This is a genomic window from Sedimentibacter sp., from assembly GCF_038562225.1.
Lineage (GTDB): Bacteria > Bacillota > Clostridia > Tissierellales > Sedimentibacteraceae > Sedimentibacter.
This window is the reverse complement of sequence record NZ_JBCFAS010000001.1, coordinates 709,653-725,772: the sequence shown is the minus strand read 5'-3', so window position 1 is coordinate 725,772 and position 16,120 is coordinate 709,653. Positions and strand designations below refer to the sequence as shown.

General features: G+C 43.1%; 15 protein-coding genes. 13 read left to right on the top strand and 2 right to left on the bottom strand.

Going from position 1 to position 16,120, the window contains the following annotated elements; all coding sequences use genetic code 11:
• The first annotated feature begins 43 nt into the window (after positions 1 to 43).
• Both AAGU76_RS03515 and AAGU76_RS03510 read left to right on the top strand, forming a co-directional pair.
• Entirely contained in the window at positions 44 to 1,096 is a 1,053-nt protein-coding gene (locus AAGU76_RS03515) for an aminopeptidase (protein ID WP_342484053.1), read from the top strand.
• A gap of 1 nt (position 1,097) precedes the next feature.
• Positions 1,098 to 2,204, top strand: a complete 1,107-nt coding sequence (locus tag AAGU76_RS03510; RefSeq protein WP_342484052.1) for a DUF917 domain-containing protein — start codon at positions 1,098 to 1,100, stop codon at positions 2,202 to 2,204.
• Between the two features lie 96 nt (positions 2,205 to 2,300).
• Here the strand turns inward: AAGU76_RS03510 and AAGU76_RS03505 are convergent, their stop codons facing one another.
• Positions 2,301 to 4,967, bottom strand: a complete 2,667-nt coding sequence (locus tag AAGU76_RS03505) for a cation-translocating P-type ATPase (RefSeq protein ID WP_342484051.1) — start codon at positions 4,965 to 4,967, stop codon at positions 2,301 to 2,303.
• A 274-nt stretch (positions 4,968 to 5,241) separates the two neighbouring features.
• Between AAGU76_RS03505 and AAGU76_RS03500 the strand changes: the two genes are divergently transcribed.
• From AAGU76_RS03500 to AAGU76_RS03450, 11 genes are all read left to right on the top strand, one after another.
• The gene (locus AAGU76_RS03500) at positions 5,242 to 5,607 is read left to right on the top strand and encodes a TIGR04086 family membrane protein (protein ID WP_342484050.1); all 366 of its coding nucleotides are present in this window, start codon (positions 5,242 to 5,244) and stop codon (positions 5,605 to 5,607) included.
• Positions 5,608 to 5,698: 91 nt separating this feature from the next.
• The gene (gene scfA / locus AAGU76_RS03495; protein ID WP_342484049.1) at positions 5,699 to 5,839 is read left to right on the top strand and encodes a six-cysteine ranthipeptide SCIFF; all 141 of its coding nucleotides are present in this window, start codon (positions 5,699 to 5,701) and stop codon (positions 5,837 to 5,839) included.
• Between the two features lie 85 nt (positions 5,840 to 5,924).
• A complete protein-coding gene (gene scfB / locus AAGU76_RS03490) occupies positions 5,925 to 7,271 on the top strand; it encodes a thioether cross-link-forming SCIFF peptide maturase (RefSeq protein WP_342484048.1) in 1,347 nt (448 codons plus the stop codon).
• Between the two features lie 132 nt (positions 7,272 to 7,403).
• On the top strand, positions 7,404 to 7,871 hold the full coding sequence (locus AAGU76_RS03485) for a LapA family protein (RefSeq protein ID WP_342484047.1): 468 nt from the start codon (positions 7,404 to 7,406) through the stop codon (positions 7,869 to 7,871).
• Positions 7,849 to 9,774 (top strand): single-stranded-DNA-specific exonuclease RecJ, encoded by a 1,926-nt coding sequence (recJ, locus tag AAGU76_RS03480; protein ID WP_342484046.1) that lies wholly within the window; start codon positions 7,849 to 7,851, stop codon positions 9,772 to 9,774. Before AAGU76_RS03485 ends, recJ begins: the two co-directional genes overlap by 23 nt.
• A 13-nt stretch (positions 9,775 to 9,787) precedes the next feature.
• On the top strand, positions 9,788 to 10,303 hold the full coding sequence (locus AAGU76_RS03475; RefSeq protein ID WP_342484045.1) for an adenine phosphoribosyltransferase: 516 nt from the start codon (positions 9,788 to 9,790) through the stop codon (positions 10,301 to 10,303).
• A 122-nt stretch (positions 10,304 to 10,425) separates the two neighbouring features.
• Positions 10,426 to 12,609, top strand: coding sequence for a bifunctional (p)ppGpp synthetase/guanosine-3',5'-bis(diphosphate) 3'-pyrophosphohydrolase (locus AAGU76_RS03470; RefSeq protein ID WP_342484044.1), 2,184 nt, complete (start codon positions 10,426 to 10,428; stop codon positions 12,607 to 12,609).
• A gap of 28 nt (positions 12,610 to 12,637) precedes the next feature.
• Positions 12,638 to 13,087 (top strand): D-aminoacyl-tRNA deacylase, encoded by a 450-nt coding sequence (gene dtd, locus AAGU76_RS03465; protein WP_342484043.1) that lies wholly within the window; start codon positions 12,638 to 12,640, stop codon positions 13,085 to 13,087.
• Between the two features lie 9 nt (positions 13,088 to 13,096).
• Positions 13,097 to 13,717 (top strand): MBL fold metallo-hydrolase, encoded by a 621-nt coding sequence (locus AAGU76_RS03460; protein WP_342484042.1) that lies wholly within the window; start codon positions 13,097 to 13,099, stop codon positions 13,715 to 13,717.
• Positions 13,718 to 13,726: 9 nt separating this feature from the next.
• Positions 13,727 to 15,202: a coproporphyrinogen dehydrogenase HemZ gene (gene hemZ, locus AAGU76_RS03455; protein WP_342484041.1), complete on the top strand. Its 1,476-nt coding sequence runs from the start codon at positions 13,727 to 13,729 to the stop codon at positions 15,200 to 15,202.
• Positions 15,203 to 15,216: 14 nt separating this feature from the next.
• Positions 15,217 to 15,474: a thioredoxin family protein gene (locus tag AAGU76_RS03450; protein WP_342484040.1), complete on the top strand. Its 258-nt coding sequence runs from the start codon at positions 15,217 to 15,219 to the stop codon at positions 15,472 to 15,474.
• 101 nt (positions 15,475 to 15,575) lie between these two features.
• Here the strand turns inward: AAGU76_RS03450 and AAGU76_RS03445 are convergent, their stop codons facing one another.
• On the bottom strand, positions 15,576 to 15,989 hold the full coding sequence (locus AAGU76_RS03445; RefSeq protein ID WP_342484039.1) for a DUF1622 domain-containing protein: 414 nt from the start codon (positions 15,987 to 15,989) through the stop codon (positions 15,576 to 15,578).
• Between the last annotated feature and the right edge of the window lie 131 nt (positions 15,990 to 16,120).

Below are 16,120 nucleotides of genomic sequence, written 5' to 3'. Positions count from 1 at the left end.
AACGGAAAGTATGACTGATATTTACGATAATAAGGAGAATAAAATGACGAAATTATTGGAGTTTGAACTGCAAAATGCAGCGGACCGGTTAATAAGAGAAATGCTGAAGGTTAAAAACGGAGAAACAGTTGTGATTACAGCTGATACATGTTCCAACGAAGCCGTTGTTAACGCTACTGCAGCAAGTGTTTATGCAGCAGGAGGAAAACCCATGGTCATAACCACTGCCACACCGAGTGGAGTGGGAAAGGCCGCAGACAAGGACCTTCCTGTGGAGGCTCTCGGAGCAGCCTTAAGCTTTACGGATGTATGGATTGAATACAACAAGCAGTGGCTTTTATATTCCACGCCATTTGAAAGTGCTTTTAACAACAACAAAAAAATCAGGTATATCAACCTGGTTGAAATGAATCCTGATTTGATGATAAGAAACATCGGAAACATAGATATTGGACAGCTGGCTGAATTCATGTGCAAATTCGAGATCATGAACAAGGCTGCGAAAACCTACAGAGTAACCACAACCGCAGGAACAAATCTTACTTTCGAAACTAATCCATTACACCTGGTTTGCAATGACTGCGGAGATGCTTCAAAACCCGGTATGAACATGATGCCGGGACAGCTGAACATTGTGCCTGAGTTTGATACGGTTCAGGGAACCATCGTCTTTGACGGTTCACTGGTGCCGCCCTTCAGGCTGTTGGATGCTCCTGTCAAGCTGACAATTGAAAACAGCAAAATTGTGAAGGTTGAAGGAGGCATTCAGGCAGAACAGTTCAGCGATTGGCTTAACAGCTTTGGAGATCCCAACATGTTTAAGCTGGCTCATATGGCTTACGGCTTAAATCCGGGAGCAAAACTGACCGGCGACATAGTAGAGGATGAAAGGGTATGGGGATGCGTTGAATGGGGTATAGGATATGTGAGCCCCATAGATGCACCGCCTGCAGGGCAGGATGCCAAATCACACTGCGACGGCATTTGTCTTAACGCATCTGTTTGGCTTGATGATGTGCAGGTTCTGGACAGAGGTAAATTCGTCCACCCGGAACTTAAAGCTTACGAAGATAAAATTTTCAAAAGGCAGGCATAACATGAGAATACTTACTAAACAAGACTTGCACGATATTCTTCTCGGTGCTGCCATCGTTGGCACCGGAGGAGGAGGAAGCCTCACGGAAGGGCTTAAGCTTGTGGACAAGACTTTTGATGAAGGTTATGAATTTAAACTGGCAGAGACCGATGAAATTCCCGACGAGGCCCTAATAGGCAGCCCGTACACCTGCGGTTCCATAGGAATTCTTTCTGATGAGCAGCAGAAAAAATATGATTCACTGCCTAAAATCAAGGAAGCCAAGGAGGTTATGGCTGTAAAGGTGCTTGAACAATACCTGGGAAATGAATTTTACGGCGTGATTGCAACAGAGCTTGGGGGAGGAAACACGGCAGCTGCACTGAATGTGGCTGCCAGACTCGGGAAACCCATAATAGATGCAGACCCTGCCGGAAGAAGCGTTCCGTGTCTGCAGCATTCAACCTTGGTTTTAAACCAGGTTCCCATCACACCCATGGGGCTTGCAAACCAGTTCGGTGACAGCATGATAATTTCAAGCGTTGCCAATGACGACAGGGCAGAGGTGCTGGCACGGCAGACGGCTGTGGCAAGTTTCAATTCCGTGGGGGTGGTGGATCATCCCGGCTATTGGAAGGATTTAAAAAATTCATTGATACAAAACACAATAACATATTGCCTGGAAATCGGAAAAACTGCCAGAATCGCCAACGAAGAAGGCAGAAACTTCGCTTACGATGTGTCGGAAAAATTTGATGGATTCGTTATTTTTGAAGGAGAAATCGATGAAGCCGACTGGGAAGACAGAGACGGTTTTACTTACGGAAATCTGTATATCAAGGGAGAAGACAAGTATCAGGGGCAGGATTTGCGTATATGGTTCCAGAACGAATACATAATGTCATGGAAAAACGGCCAGGTTTTTGCAACCGTACCGGACTCCATAAACATCTATGTGAAGGATGAAAAGCTGCCTTTGATAAATCCCAATGCCAGAGAAGGCATGAAGGTTACGGTATTTGTGCTTAAAGCCTTCGACCAGTGGAGAACAGAAAAGGCCATAGACATATTCGGACCAAGATTTTTCGGATACGACATGGACTACAGAAAAATAGAAGACATAGTATAGAAAAAGGGGCTTTGCACTGCGATTTGACGCTAATGCAAAGCTCTTTTTTGTTATTTCAATTCCAGTGGCTAAACCTTTGTCTATGGTATCTTCATATTATAAACTAAGTTGATTTTTCGTAACTTTCTTTAAAAGAACAATCACCTCGTGGGACAGGAGCGGAACCATGGATATGAGAACAAGGTTAAACCACTCGTCCAGTGAAAGCCTGACGGTTTCAAACACAACCGTCAGAAACGGAATCTCCGTAACGGCTATCTGAAGCATGAGACCAACTGCAAAGGCTCCCAGCATTGCTTTGTTTTCAAGGTGGTTCATCCTGAAAAGGCTCTTGTCGTAGTTTCGCATGCCTATGGCGTGGAAGAGCTGGGATACTCCTAGAGTGGTGAAAGCATAGGTCTGAGCGTGCATGAGTATGTCAGGGTCCCTAAGCATAAGCTTTATTCCTTCCAGTGTAACCTCCCGGCCGGCATCAGCCAGGTGAATGACCGGTGACCATATGAAGGCTCCCAGAGTGATGGCTGCAATCATGAAGCCGTTGTAAACCGTAAACAGCAGTCCGCCGTTGGCAAAAAGGCTTTCGCCGGGGTCCCTTGGCTTAGCTTTCATTATGTCTGAGTCCTTGGGATCCACTCCCAGGGCAAGGCCCGGCAGAGAGTCTGTGATAAGGTTGATCCACAGTATGTGTATGGACTGCAAGGGGGAAGCCAGTCCTGCGGCTATTGCCGTGAACATGGATATTACTTCGCCGAAGTTTGAGGATAGAAGGAACAGCACTGTCTTTTTGATGTTCTGGTAGATTCCTCTTCCTTCTGCCACCGCTTTTTCGATAGTGGAGAAATTATCGTCCGTAAGAACCATGTCAGCGGCACCCTTGGCTACGTCTGTTCCGGTTATTCCCATGGCCACACCTATATCGGCTGACTTTAACGACGGTGCGTCGTTTACGCCGTCTCCGGTCATGGACACAATTCTGCCGTTTGCCTTGAATGCCTTTACAATCATGACCTTGTGCTCCGGCGAAACACGGGCAAAGACTCTAAGATTTTCCACCATTTTATTAAGCTGTTCCTGCGATAATTCATTAAGCTCATGCCCTGTTATGCACTGGGATTCATCATCAGCAATCCCCAGGTCCCTGGCTATGGCAAGAGCGGTATCCTTGTGGTCGCCTGTTATCATAACAGTTGTTATGCCTGCATCTTTAAATTCGCTTACGGAATTCTTTGCCTCAGGACGGGGAGGGTCAATCATGCCCACAAGTCCTACAAAAGTGAGATTTTCTTCGCTGGCTGAATCATCACCTTCCTTAAATCCAAGTGCCAGTACCCTGAGAGATTTTTTTGCCATTTTGGCAGCGGCTTCTGTTATTTCTTTTTTGTGGCTGTCTTCTATGGCCGAAATTTTTCCAAGAATCAGTATGCTGCTGCACCTGTTTAAGAGTATGTCCATGGCTCCCTTCGTGTAGCTTACAACCCTGCCGTCTTTTTCCCTGTGTACGGTCGTCATGAGCTTTCTTGAAGAATCAAAGGCAAGCTCATTTATGCGGGGCATTTCCTGCTCAAGTGTTTCCCTTGACAAGTTCATGGCAGCGCCCATATCAATGAGGGCAAGCTCCGTGGGGTCACCGGTTCTCACTCCGCCCTTTGCGCTGGCGTCATTGCATAGCACAAAGCCGTTTACGAAGACTTTATTCTGGTCATATGAGATATCCAGGACGTCCTGTTCGGTTTTATCGTAATAGACCTCGGTAACGGTCATCTTATTCTGGGTTAATGTTCCTGTCTTGTCAGAACACACGATGCTTACAGCTCCCAGTGTTTCGACGGCAGGAAGCTTTCTCACTATTGTGTTAACCTTGACCATCCTTGTTACTCCCAAAGCCAGCACTATGGTTACAACGGCTGTGAGACCTTCCGGTATTGCAGCAACCGCAAGGGATATGGCAGTTATGAGCATCTCTATCATGTCTCTTCCCTGAAGCACGGCTATTCCAAACATGGCGGCAACAATCACTATTGCAGACAGACCAAGAACCTTTCCAAGGTCGTTGAGCCTTTTTTGAAGCGGAGTGAGCTCCTCTGCAGTTTCGTTGATCATAGCTGCAATTTTTCCTATTTCCGTATCCATTCCCGTGTATACTACAACGCCTTCACCTCTTCCATAGGCTACGCTGGTGGATGAAAAGGCCATGTTTATTCTGTCGCCTATGCCTGTTTCTTCATCAGCAACAAAATCAGCGTCCTTGTCAACAGGCACCGATTCTCCCGTCAAAGCTGACTCTTCGATTTTCAGGTTGAACGATTGTGTCAGCCTCAGATCTGCAGGTATTATCCTGCCTGCCTCAAGCAGCACAATGTCTCCCTTAACAAGCTCTCTGGCCGGGATTTCCATGGTCTTGCCGCCGCGCCTCACCGTGGCAGTGGGGCTTGAAAGGTTTTTCAATGCCAGTAGAGCGGCCTCGGCCTTTGATTCCTGAACCATTCCGATTACTGCGTTTATGAAAACCACAAGCAATATGATTACAGCATCCGTCACCTCATCAAGCATCACTGATATGGCTGCTGCGGCAAAAAGGATGTAAATCATGGTATCCTTAAGCTGGGTTAAAAACATCTGCAGCTTTGTCTTTGGTTTTTTCTCAACCAGTGAATTGGGTCCTTCCTTTTCAAGCCTTGCTGAAGCTTCCTGAGTACTTAATCCTTCATCGTATGCAGTGCCAAGTTCCAGACATACGTCTGCTGCTTTTTTTCGATAATACATAATTTTCTCTCCTTGAAATATATTTGTATCTTAACGAAAAAAAAGACTTTCAGCGCACCTTTTTTGTCAAGATACACTAAAAGTCTGGTTACCTGTGTTGCAATCAGATTTCCAGCCAGAATATTTCTATCCATGATGTTGACTGGAAATTTAAAACTACTCCCCTTTAGTAAAATGAATTCTACCAAAACATCAAAGAATTGTCAATGGTTTTTGATGTTCTTTTTTAGCGATTCATGAATAGTATTAAATAGAACGAGAAATGGAGGTTAATATGAATATAGGAAGGTTGCTGAGATATTCTCTTTACCTGATAATACTTTTGCTTTTAGTTTTCTTGCTGCTGACTTTGTACATGTACTTTTTCTCATCTAATCCGACAGCTGAAATTGCATATACAATATCAATTCCGGTGTGTATTTTCATTGTAGCGCTTCTTTACTCAAGGAGTACAGGGGAAAGAGGTCTTCTCAGAGGAATAGAGCTATGGATAGTGTATTTTGCCCTTGTGCTGCTTATGAAGGTTGCTTTTAACTTTACACAGGAAATAAATATTCTGCACAACATGCTCTACCTGCCGGCATCAATCCTTGGAGGGGTGCTGGGGGTGAACATGAAACAGAAGTCTGTTGGAAAATAGGCATTTTTGAATTGCTTAAAAAATATAAAAAAATGCTTTTAAATAATCTCCAAAAATGCTATAATTTATAAAGCTTATAAGGAGGTTCATTATGGTACATATAAAAACTTTAAACAACACTAAGTTAACAGATAATATGAGCGCAAAAGGATGCGGAGAATGCCAAACTTCATGTCAGTCTGCATGTAAAACTTCTTGCACAGTTGGAAATCAAAAGTGCGAGAACAAATAATGGTAGTGGCTTAGCCACTACTTTTTATATTATGAGCGGAGTTGCGGAGCAACTTTTTTATGTTAAGGAATAAACGGAGGAAACAATGATACACATTTTTAAAATGGACGATATGCACTTTGCGCTGGATACCAGCAGCGGACTGGTGCACGTGGTCGATGAAGTAATATTTGAACTTTTGACAGACGAAAATTTCAAAAATGAAGATAAAGTAAATGAAATAAAGAACAGGTTCGGAAAAGAGACTGTTGAAGAAGCGGTCCACGAAATAAACTATCTCATAGTGAACAAAATGCTCTATTCTGATGATGCAAACGCCGTGAACAAGATTAAGCCTGCAATAAAGGCAATGTGTCTTAACATGACCCATGACTGCAACCTGAGGTGCGAATACTGCTTCGCTTCCCAGGGAAGCTACAACGGAGCAAGAAGCTACATGAGCTTTGAAACCGGCAAGAAAGCTTTCGACTATCTAGTTAAAAGTTCAGGCAACAGGGTAAATCTGGAGGTGGATTTCTTCGGAGGAGAGCCTCTCATGAACTTCGACACCATAAAAAGGCTGGTGGAGTACGCCAGAAGCCTTGAAAAGGAACACAACAAGCATTTCAGGTTCACAGCAACCACTAACGGAGTGCTGCTTGACGACGAAAAGATAGATTATCTCAATGAAAACATGGACAATGTGGTCCTGAGCATCGACGGCAGAAAAGAGACCAACGACCACATGCGAAAGACAGTAAACCAAAAGGGAAGCTACGACGTCATAACTGAAAATTTCAAGAAATTCGTTTCAAAAAGAATGGACAAGGATTACTTTGCCAGAGGCACATATACTGCCTTCAACCTGGACTTTTCAGAAGACGTTAAACATATAAGAGATCTGGGCTTCGACAAGATATCCGTTGAGCCGGTTGTTGCAAAACCGGAAGAAAAGTACGCCCTTAAGGAAGAACACATAGAGACTCTCAAGGCTGAGTATGAGAAGCTGGCAAGGCTGTACCTGGAGTCATATCCTCAAAAAGAAAAGAAATTCCAGTTCTTCCACTTCAACATAGAGCTTGACGGCGGACCGTGCATATACAAAAGAAGCATCGGCTGCGGTGCCGGAACTGAATATGTTGCCGTTACTCCTGAGGGAGAACTGTATCCTTGCCACCAGTTTGTGGGACAGGAAGAATTCATCATCGGAAACGTGGATGAAGGAATAACAAATGAAAAAGTGACTGATATGTTCAAAAACGTGTCTGTAAACGAGAAACCAGTTTGCAGAGAATGCTGGGCGAAATATTACTGCAGCGGCGGATGCCACGCCAACGCTTACAACTTCAACAAGGACTTTAAGATACCATACAGTGTTGGATGCGAGCTTGAGAAAAAAAGGATAGAATGTTCAATCTTTATTAAGGCAAAGCTTGCAGGCTCAGAAATATAGGTTTAAAACCAAAAAACAGTGGTAAATATACAGTAAGGTATAGTATAATATAGGTGCTTCCGGGAAAGACTACTAGGTTTGTTAGCAATCTAAAACGGATACAATAATTTTTACATGGAGAGGAGAGTTACTATGCAAATTGGTTTTATTTTAATATTGGTGATTGCAATTTTTGTTGCAATTTTTGCAATTCAAAACGGCACACCCGTGCCTGTTGATTTATTCCTTGCCCGTTATGAAATGCCTCTGGCTTTGATCATGATGGCGTGCCTTATTATTGGAGCAGTAATGGTGCTGATTCTGGGTACCTCAAGACAGTTTAAGAAAAGAGCGGAAAACAAAGAAATCAAGAACAAGCTGAAGACATTTGAGAATGATAAGCTTCAGTTTGAAAACAGCATCAAGGCAATGGAAACAGAAATACAGACACTTAAGGACAATAATGCCTCACTCATTGCAAAGTCAACTGAACTTGAGGAAAAGCTAAAACTTAAGGAAGATAAAGTTGCTCTTCTTACAAAGCAGCTCGAAGAAAAAGAGGCTGCAAATATTCACGAAGGTGCTGATTCAGATTCAAATGATGAAAAAAGTGAAGCTTAAGGTCAATGAACACGAACAGGCAGAGATTAAGGAAATTAGCAGCAGATTCAACCTTTCGGACATATCTTCAAACATACTCCTGAACAGAAAATTAAGAACATCTGATGAAATAGAGCAGTTTCTGGACCCGGACTTCAGATATTTCGAAGCAGCTGAGAACTACAAGGACCTGGAAAAGGGCTGCCAAAGAATCATTGACGCAATAAATAACAACGAAAAAATACTGGTCTACGGCGATTATGACGTGGACGGCATAACATCCATAAGTCAGTTCATGATAATTTTGTCCATGGCGGGAGCGGATGCAGAGTACTACGTTCCCGAAAGGGAAAGCGAAGGATACGGAATAAGCACGGACTTTGTGAGAAGCCTGGAAAACAACGAAATACAGGCAGGACTGATTATCACAGTGGACTGCGGAATTGCTGAGGTTGAAAAGGTAGCTGAAATAAACAGCTTCGGCAAGGATGTCATAATCCTGGACCACCATCAGTGCAAGGAAACAATACCAGAGGCATTTGCCGTCATAAATCCCAAACAAGAAGATTGTCCGTCGAAAAACAAACAGTTGTGTGCGTCCGGACTGTCTTTTAAATTTTTGAGGCATTTAAACCGCACCCTCAATGTACAGGATGTGGAGAATGTGCTGCTGGAACTGGCGTGTCTAGGCACAATTGCAGACATTGTAGACCTCATCGGCGACAACAGGATAATTGCAAAAAACGGCCTGAGGAAAATCAACAACACGAAGATAATCGGACTAAAAAAGCTAATAGAGGTTTCAGGCATAGACTGCAAGGAGATTGAGTCCTACCACATAGGATTTATTATTGCTCCGCGAATCAATGCCGCAGGCAGGATGGATTCGGCAAGAAAGGCAATAGAACTCATGCTCACCAAGGATGAAGACAGAGCAGAAGAGCTTGCATGGGAGCTTGAGAATCTGAATGTTCTGAGAAAAAGCACAGAGCAGGAAATATTCGACGAAGCAGTAAAGAAAATCGAGACGGATTTTCTCTACAAGAAAAACGTCATAGTTGTCTATGGTGAAAACTGGCACGAGGGAGTGCTTGGAATAGTTGCGTCGAAGCTGACTGAAAAATACGAGCGCCCCAGCGTTGTAATTTCCGTCAAGGACGGCATCGGCAAGGGCTCTGCCAGAAGCCTGGATTATCTGGACATATTCGAGGCGTTTAAGGCTTCGGATTGCGACCTGGTAAAGTACGGCGGACACAAGCTTGCAGCAGGTCTGACAATTTTGGAAAAGAACATCTGTGCCTTTGCAAATTCCCTAAACAGTTACATTCAAAGCGTTAATTTAAGCGAAAGCTGCTACAGGGAAATCGAATCGGATGCTGTTCTTAGGATTTCAGATGTCAGCTTCTGCCTTTATGAAGAGATCAGCAGGTTTGAGCCTTTCGGCGCAGGAAATCCTAAGCCTGTTCTGGCCTTGGAAAATGTAAATCTCAAGAATATAAGAAAAGTAGGAAAGAACGGCAACCACCTGAGCTTTGTTCTGACCGACGAGGCAATGGAAGTTCCTGTAATAGGATTCGGAAAGATAAACATACTTGAAAAGATTCTCACAAGACCTCAATCCTATGCGGTGAGTCTGAGCATCAACGAGTTCAACGGCAGGAAAAGCATGCAGCTTGTGCTGCAGAATGTTGAAGAAAGAGAAGAGCTTGATTACAAGATTGACGATGAAAAGGTAAGAATGCTGAACTCAATAATCAACAAGACAAAGTCGAAAATAATCAAAACGGATATATTCATGCTCGTTGATAAGTTCAACAGGCTGTATAACACAAAAATTACCGCTGATGAGATAATATGTATATTGAAAAAGGCCAATAATATACAATATGCCCTGAAGGATGACATGTTGTACATTAAAAAATAAATTTGGAGGAATCATGGACTTAAAAGAAAAGATTCGAGTTATCGATGGTTTTCCGGTGGACGGAATTAGCTTTAAGGATATCACAACGCTTCTGAAGGATGCCGGAGCATTGAATGAGTGCATAAATCAAATGGCTGACCGTTTCAAGGGTCAGCAGGTTGACATAATTGTGGGACCTGAGTCAAGAGGTTTTATATTTGCCACACCACTGGCATACCTAATGAAGACAGGATTCGTTCCCGTGAGAAAGCCGGGAAAACTTCCTGCTGAAACCATAAGTTATGAGTATTCGCTGGAGTATGGCATGGATTCTTTGGAAATTCACAAGGATTCAATCCTACCCGGTCAAAAGGTTCTTATTGTGGATGACCTTCTGGCTACTGGCGGAACGATGTTTGCTGCTGCCAAGCTGGTGGAAAAGCTGGGCGGAGAAGTTGTTGGACTTGGATTTCTCATAGAACTTGAAGATTTGAACGGAAGAGAAAAACTTTCTGATTACAAAGTCGAATCCTTGGTAAAATACAACTAAGTACAATTAAGAATTAATAATTAAGAATTAAGAATTAATTATTGGAATTTTGCGGAGCAAAATTCCTTCCATAATTCTTCACTCTTCATTCTTAATTCTTAATTAAAAGTGAGGTGAGTACAATGTTGGAAAATATCATAAATCTTATTGAATCATACAATCCCAACGCTGATGTGAGCGTTGTGGCAAAGGCATACAACTATGCGGAAATGGCTCATTCAAACGCACAGAAGAGATTTTCGGGCGAGAGGTACTTTATTCACCCGTACAATGTTGCGCTCATTTTGGCTGACCTGCATGTTGATGTTCAGACAATAGCAGCCGGACTTCTGCACGATGTGGTTGAAGACACGGGAATTACCTATGACGATATAAAGAGGGAATTCGGTGAAGAAATTGCAAACATGGTTGACGGCGTAACCAAACTGAGCAAGGTCAAGTACAGAAACAAGGAAGAACGTCAGGCGGAATCTCTAAGGAAGATGATAATCGCCATGTCCAAGGACATACGCGTTGTAATCATAAAGCTTGCTGACCGTCTACACAACATAAGGACGCTTCAGTACATGCCGGATGAAAAGCAGTATCAGAAGGCCATGGAGACCATAGAAATTTATGCTCCCATCGCAAACCGTCTCGGTATTGCGTCCATTAAGTGGGAGCTTGAAGACCTGAGTCTCAAGTACATAGATCCCGAAGGATACGAGGACCTGGTACAAAAGGTTCAGCAAAAAAGCGAGCAGAGAAGAGACTATATATCACATATTATTCAGGTGATGTCTGAAAAGCTCAATGAAGCAGACATTCATGCCGATATAAAGGGCAGGCCCAAGAGCCTTTACAGCATCTACAAGAAGATGTACTTTAAAAACAGGTCCTTTGAGCAGATTTACGACCTTATTGCCGTGAGAATCATAGTAGACAGCATTAAGGACTGCTACGGAGCGCTGGGAACCGTTCACACCCTGTGGAAACCGGTTCCTGGCAGATTCAAGGACTACATAGCAATGCCTAAACCCAACATGTACCAGTCGCTGCACACTACGGTAATCGGTCCTGCAGGAGAACCCTTTGAAATTCAGATAAGAACACTGGAAATGCACAGGACTGCTGAATACGGTATCGCTGCCCATTGGAAGTACAAAGAAGGCATTGACGAGCAGACAAATTACGAAGAAAAGCTCAACTGGCTTAGGCAGATGCTGGAGTGGCAGCAGGAAACAAACGATCCTCAGGAGTTTATGGAATCATTGAAGATTGATTTGTACTCGGACGAGGTCTTTGTGTTCACTCCCAAGGGGGAGGTTGTAAACTTGCCCATAGGAGCCACGCCCATAGACTTTGCATACAGGGTGCACAGTGCCGTCGGTAACAAGTGCGTCGGAGCAAAGGTGAACGGTAGAATTGTTCCTCTGGACACAAAGCTTAAGACTGGAGATCAGATTGAGGTACTCACATCCCAGTCCAGTGCCGGTCCCAGCAGGGACTGGCTGAAAATTGCGGCATCAAGCGAGGCAAAGGCTAAAATAAGGAAGTTCTTCAAGGAAAGAGACAAGGACTTCAACATGGAAAAGGGCAAGGAGCTTGTTGAAAGGGAAATCAAGAAGCAGGGCTTTCAGGTGTCTGATTTGATGAAGGATGACTGGCTGAAGTTCGTTGCCGACAAATACAGCATGTTCACTGCGAACAATCTTTTTGCCGCCGTTGGAAACGGAGGCATAACCGAGAACCAGATAGTGAACAGGCTGAAGCTGATATATGCCGAAAAGAACAAGGATAAGATAGAGCTTGAAAAAATAGAAAATCTTGAAAAGGCAGCAAGCTTTTCAAGAGCTCCTGCAAGGGTTGAAAAGCATGCCTCAGGTGTTATAATCAAGGGAATAGACAACGTCAAGGTGCGTTTTTCAAAATGCTGCAACCCTGTTCCGGGCGATGCCATAGTGGGATATATCACAAGAGGAAGAGGAGTTTCGGTGCACAGGGCTGACTGCACGAACATACACGACCTGACAGACACTGAGGACCAAAGATTCATTGAGGTTGAGTGGGATTACGGCAAGCAAGCCACATTCATCAGCGAACTTCAGATAAAGGCGCTGGACAGACCAAAGCTTCTGCAGGATTTGACCAGCTTGTATGCGGAGGCAAAGCTCAATGCAGTTTCCCTCAACCTTAGAATTACAAAAGATAAAATAGCCATAGTAGACATAGGCTTTGAAATAAACGAAACAAAACAGATTGAAGATCTCATCAAGAAAATTAAAAAACTTGACGGAGTTCTCGATGTTTACAGAAACAAAAAATAAAACTACAACCGGATAAGCAGGTGATTAATTGAGAGCTGTTGTACAGCGTGTGAAGCGCGCGGAAGTAACGGTTGATGATGCTGTTATCGGCAGCATCGGCCATGGAATAATGCTTTTGCTCGGCGTTGAGGAAGACGACGGGGAAAAGGACCTGGATTACATGTGTGACAAGGTTCCGAACCTCAGGATTTTTGAGGATGAGAACGGGAAGATGAATAAAAGCCTTACTGATGTGGGAGGAAGACTGCTGGTGGTTTCGCAGTTCACGCTGCTTGGAGACGCCAGAAAGGGCAGAAGGCCCAGTTTCATTCAGGCGGCTGCGCCTGATAAGGCAATACCCATGTATGAAAAATTCATCAGCAGCATGAAAGGTTTAAACATAGATACGCAAACAGGCGAATTCGGCGCCGACATGCAGGTTGCGCTTGTAAATGACGGACCTGTGACAATATTGCTTGACAGCAAAAAAACATTTTAGGAGGAAATTATGATATTTGAAGCAATGACAGTTGGTTCTTACTTTTCTAACTGCTACATTGTTGCAAGCGAAAACACAAAGGAAGCTGCAATAATAGACCCCGGAGCGGATTTTAACAAAATAGACGAAAAGATCATTGAGCTTGGGCTTAAGCCAAAGATGGTAATTTTGACCCATGCTCACGGAGATCACATATGTGCTGTTACAGACCTTAAGGAAAAGTACGATGTGAAGGTGTACATCCACGAAGAGGATGCAACAGCGCTTGCTGACAGCAAAATAAACTTCTCAAAGGTTCTTTTTGGAAAGGATATTTCCATTGAAGCAGACGGAAAGCTTAAAGACGGCGATGTGCTCACACTTGACGACCTTAAGTTTGAAATAATTCACACCCCAGGCCACACCAAAGGAGGAATATGCATCAAAGTCGGCAATATAATGATGACAGGGGATACTCTGTTCAACAATTCAATCGGAAGAACAGATTTTCCGGGAGGCTCTTACGATGAGATCATCGATTCCATCCAGGAAAAAATATTCTGCCATGACGATGATATTATAATTTATCCGGGACACAACTCTCCTTCAACCATCAAATCGGAAAAGCTATATAACCCGTTTGTCAATTAAGGGGAAGAGATGAAATTTTATTTGTCGGGGCATTACTTTGACTATGAATCAAGGAATGCCCTGCGGATTTTTGACCTAAATGTTGTATGTGAAATTGAAAAGCTTGAAGATGCTAAATTCATGAGTTTTGACAGTGAGTATACCCTCTGTTCAAACCTCGAAGAACAAGAAGGAACCTTCACAAGCACGGCCAGCCTTTTCAGGGGAAAAAAGCTGCTGTTCAGCTCAGCCGTAAGCAGCCGTGATATTCTTCTTGAAACGGAAGACGAGAAAAAAATGAAGAAGGTCCTTGTGGAAAAGGCAATTCACAGCGTTCTGAAAAGACATTACAATGCTGTGCCCGACTACGGAATTCTTACGGGTGTAAGGGTTGTGAAAATACTTCTTTACGCCAGGCAGAACAAGCGTACAAACGGTGAAATAAACAGGATTCTGATGGACACATACGAGGTAACAGAGGAAAAAACAAAGCTCTTGTGGGACATATTACACGCAGAGGAAAAGTACGTGGACCCGGAAAAAAACAAGAACAGCTACAACCTGTACATCGGCATACCATTTTGCCCCACAAAGTGCGTGTACTGTTCATTCACATCATTTGTACATTTCAGGGAGAACACTTTAGAAAGTTACCTTGACACCCTGATCTTTGAAATCCAAAGTACCATCCAAATGGCAATTGAAAAAGGTCTTAAGCTTCACACCATCTACGTAGGGGGAGGAACTCCGTCAGTTCTAAGTGAAAAACAGATTGACAGACTTTTTGACTGCCTTAGGAAATTCTACAACCTGTCAGATATTGAGGAAATCACTTTTGAAGCCGGCAGACCGGACACAATTACTCCTGTTAAGCTGGATTGTCTTAAGAAAAACGGTGTGACGCGCATAAGCATCAACCCTCAGACAATGAATGAAGAGACCCTTAAGTCCATGGGAAGGCTCCATAAGCCCTCAGACATCCTTGAAGCATACAAAGCAGCAAGAATTGCAGGCTTTGATATCAATATGGATATGATTCTCGGACTTCCCGGGGAGACGAAGGAAGATGTCAAAAACACCATAACCGAAATAGTCAAGCTCATGCCTGAAAATATTACCGTTCATTCGCTGGCATACAAGAAAAAGTCAGAGCTCACCAAGGAAAGCACTAAGCTTGACAAGGACTACGACCTAATAAAACACATGCATGACGAAGTGATGGAAGCATGCCGGGGCAAAGGCTACAAGCCATACTACATGTACAGACAGAAAAACATAAAGGGAAATTCGGAAAACGTGGGATATGCTCTGCACGGCAAGGAAAGCATATACAACATGGTGATAATAGAGGAACTTGAAACAATACTGGCCTGCGGCATAGGCGCATCCAGCAAAATTATGCTTGAAAGCAACAGACACGAACCTGTAAGAAACTTTAAGAGCATAGAGGAATACCTGGGCCGTATTGATGAGATAATTGAAAAGAAAAGAAATTTATTGAGTTGAAAACGGAGGATTGAATGAAAAAAGTAACCATGTTCTACCTGGAAAACTGTCCACACTGCAGGAGGGCTTTCAAGATGGTGGAGGAGCTCAAGGCTCAGAATCCCGGATATGAAATCATAGATTTTGAATTCATAGAGGAATCCAAGAATGTTCAGGCTGCCAGCGCCCATGACTACTACTATGTGCCGGCGTTTTTCGTAGGCGGACGAAAGATTCATGAAGGTGTTCCATCCATGGAAAAGATTGAAGAGGTTTTAAAGGCTGCCATGTAACAGCCTGACTGATTGTTATATTAAAATGCTAGTTTAAACTAATCTTAAAATGAATGTTGGTCATAAGCCTTGTCAAAAAAATAAAAGGTCTTATGACCTTTTTATTTCTCTGTGTTTTCATCGTTCTCAATTTCTTCTGAGACATTTTTCTTTCTGAATCTGTTAACAATTTTCATTTCCTTGAAGTGGGTTGCGCGCTTGGAGTCGGATTCTATTTCCCAGTGTATTATAAGAGTAAGCGCTGCTCTTAAGATTACTATGGAAGCAAGTATAATGAGTTCGTCGATTGTCCTTATAATAAGGGTTTTTAAAATCTCCGCGCCAAGCTTGAATTCCAGTGCCATCGCCAATGACTGGGAAAATTCTATCTTTACTGTTTCGTCGGAAAAATTGAAGTAGCGCAGCAAGTATTTCACAAATGCCCTGAGAGCTGAATAGATAATAATAAATAATCCGATCAATTCCAAAACATGAGCGATGTTAGGGGCTAGTATTGAAATTAAATGTTCTAGCATGAGTTCCTCCGTTTTTTAAGAAAATATTACCTAACTATTATAATTCATTTTGTCGTTTCTGTCAAAGGTGAGTTCTCGTAATAACGCTATTGTAAAATATTTCATGTTTTACTCATATATTGTCCTTTTAT

Coding starts and splice junctions, on each gene's coding strand:
- scfB (WP_342484048.1), top strand. CDS start 5,925: ATGATACACATTTTTAAAATGGACGATATGCACTTTGCGCTGGATACC.
- AAGU76_RS03505 (WP_342484051.1), bottom strand. CDS start 4,967: ATGTATTATCGAAAAAAAGCAGCAGACGTATGTCTGGAACTTGGCACT.
- AAGU76_RS03500 (WP_342484050.1), top strand. CDS start 5,242: ATGAATATAGGAAGGTTGCTGAGATATTCTCTTTACCTGATAATACTT.
- AAGU76_RS03460 (WP_342484042.1), top strand. CDS start 13,097: ATGATATTTGAAGCAATGACAGTTGGTTCTTACTTTTCTAACTGCTAC.
- AAGU76_RS03510 (WP_342484052.1), top strand. CDS start 1,098: ATGAGAATACTTACTAAACAAGACTTGCACGATATTCTTCTCGGTGCT.
- AAGU76_RS03450 (WP_342484040.1), top strand. CDS start 15,217: ATGAAAAAAGTAACCATGTTCTACCTGGAAAACTGTCCACACTGCAGG.
- AAGU76_RS03515 (WP_342484053.1), top strand. CDS start 44: ATGACGAAATTATTGGAGTTTGAACTGCAAAATGCAGCGGACCGGTTA.
- AAGU76_RS03470 (WP_342484044.1), top strand. CDS start 10,426: ATGTTGGAAAATATCATAAATCTTATTGAATCATACAATCCCAACGCT.
- AAGU76_RS03485 (WP_342484047.1), top strand. CDS start 7,404: ATGCAAATTGGTTTTATTTTAATATTGGTGATTGCAATTTTTGTTGCA.
- scfA (WP_342484049.1), top strand. CDS start 5,699: ATGGTACATATAAAAACTTTAAACAACACTAAGTTAACAGATAATATG.
- hemZ (WP_342484041.1), top strand. CDS start 13,727: ATGAAATTTTATTTGTCGGGGCATTACTTTGACTATGAATCAAGGAAT.
- AAGU76_RS03445 (WP_342484039.1), bottom strand. CDS start 15,989: ATGCTAGAACATTTAATTTCAATACTAGCCCCTAACATCGCTCATGTT.
- AAGU76_RS03475 (WP_342484045.1), top strand. CDS start 9,788: ATGGACTTAAAAGAAAAGATTCGAGTTATCGATGGTTTTCCGGTGGAC.
- recJ (WP_342484046.1), top strand. CDS start 7,849: ATGATGAAAAAAGTGAAGCTTAAGGTCAATGAACACGAACAGGCAGAG.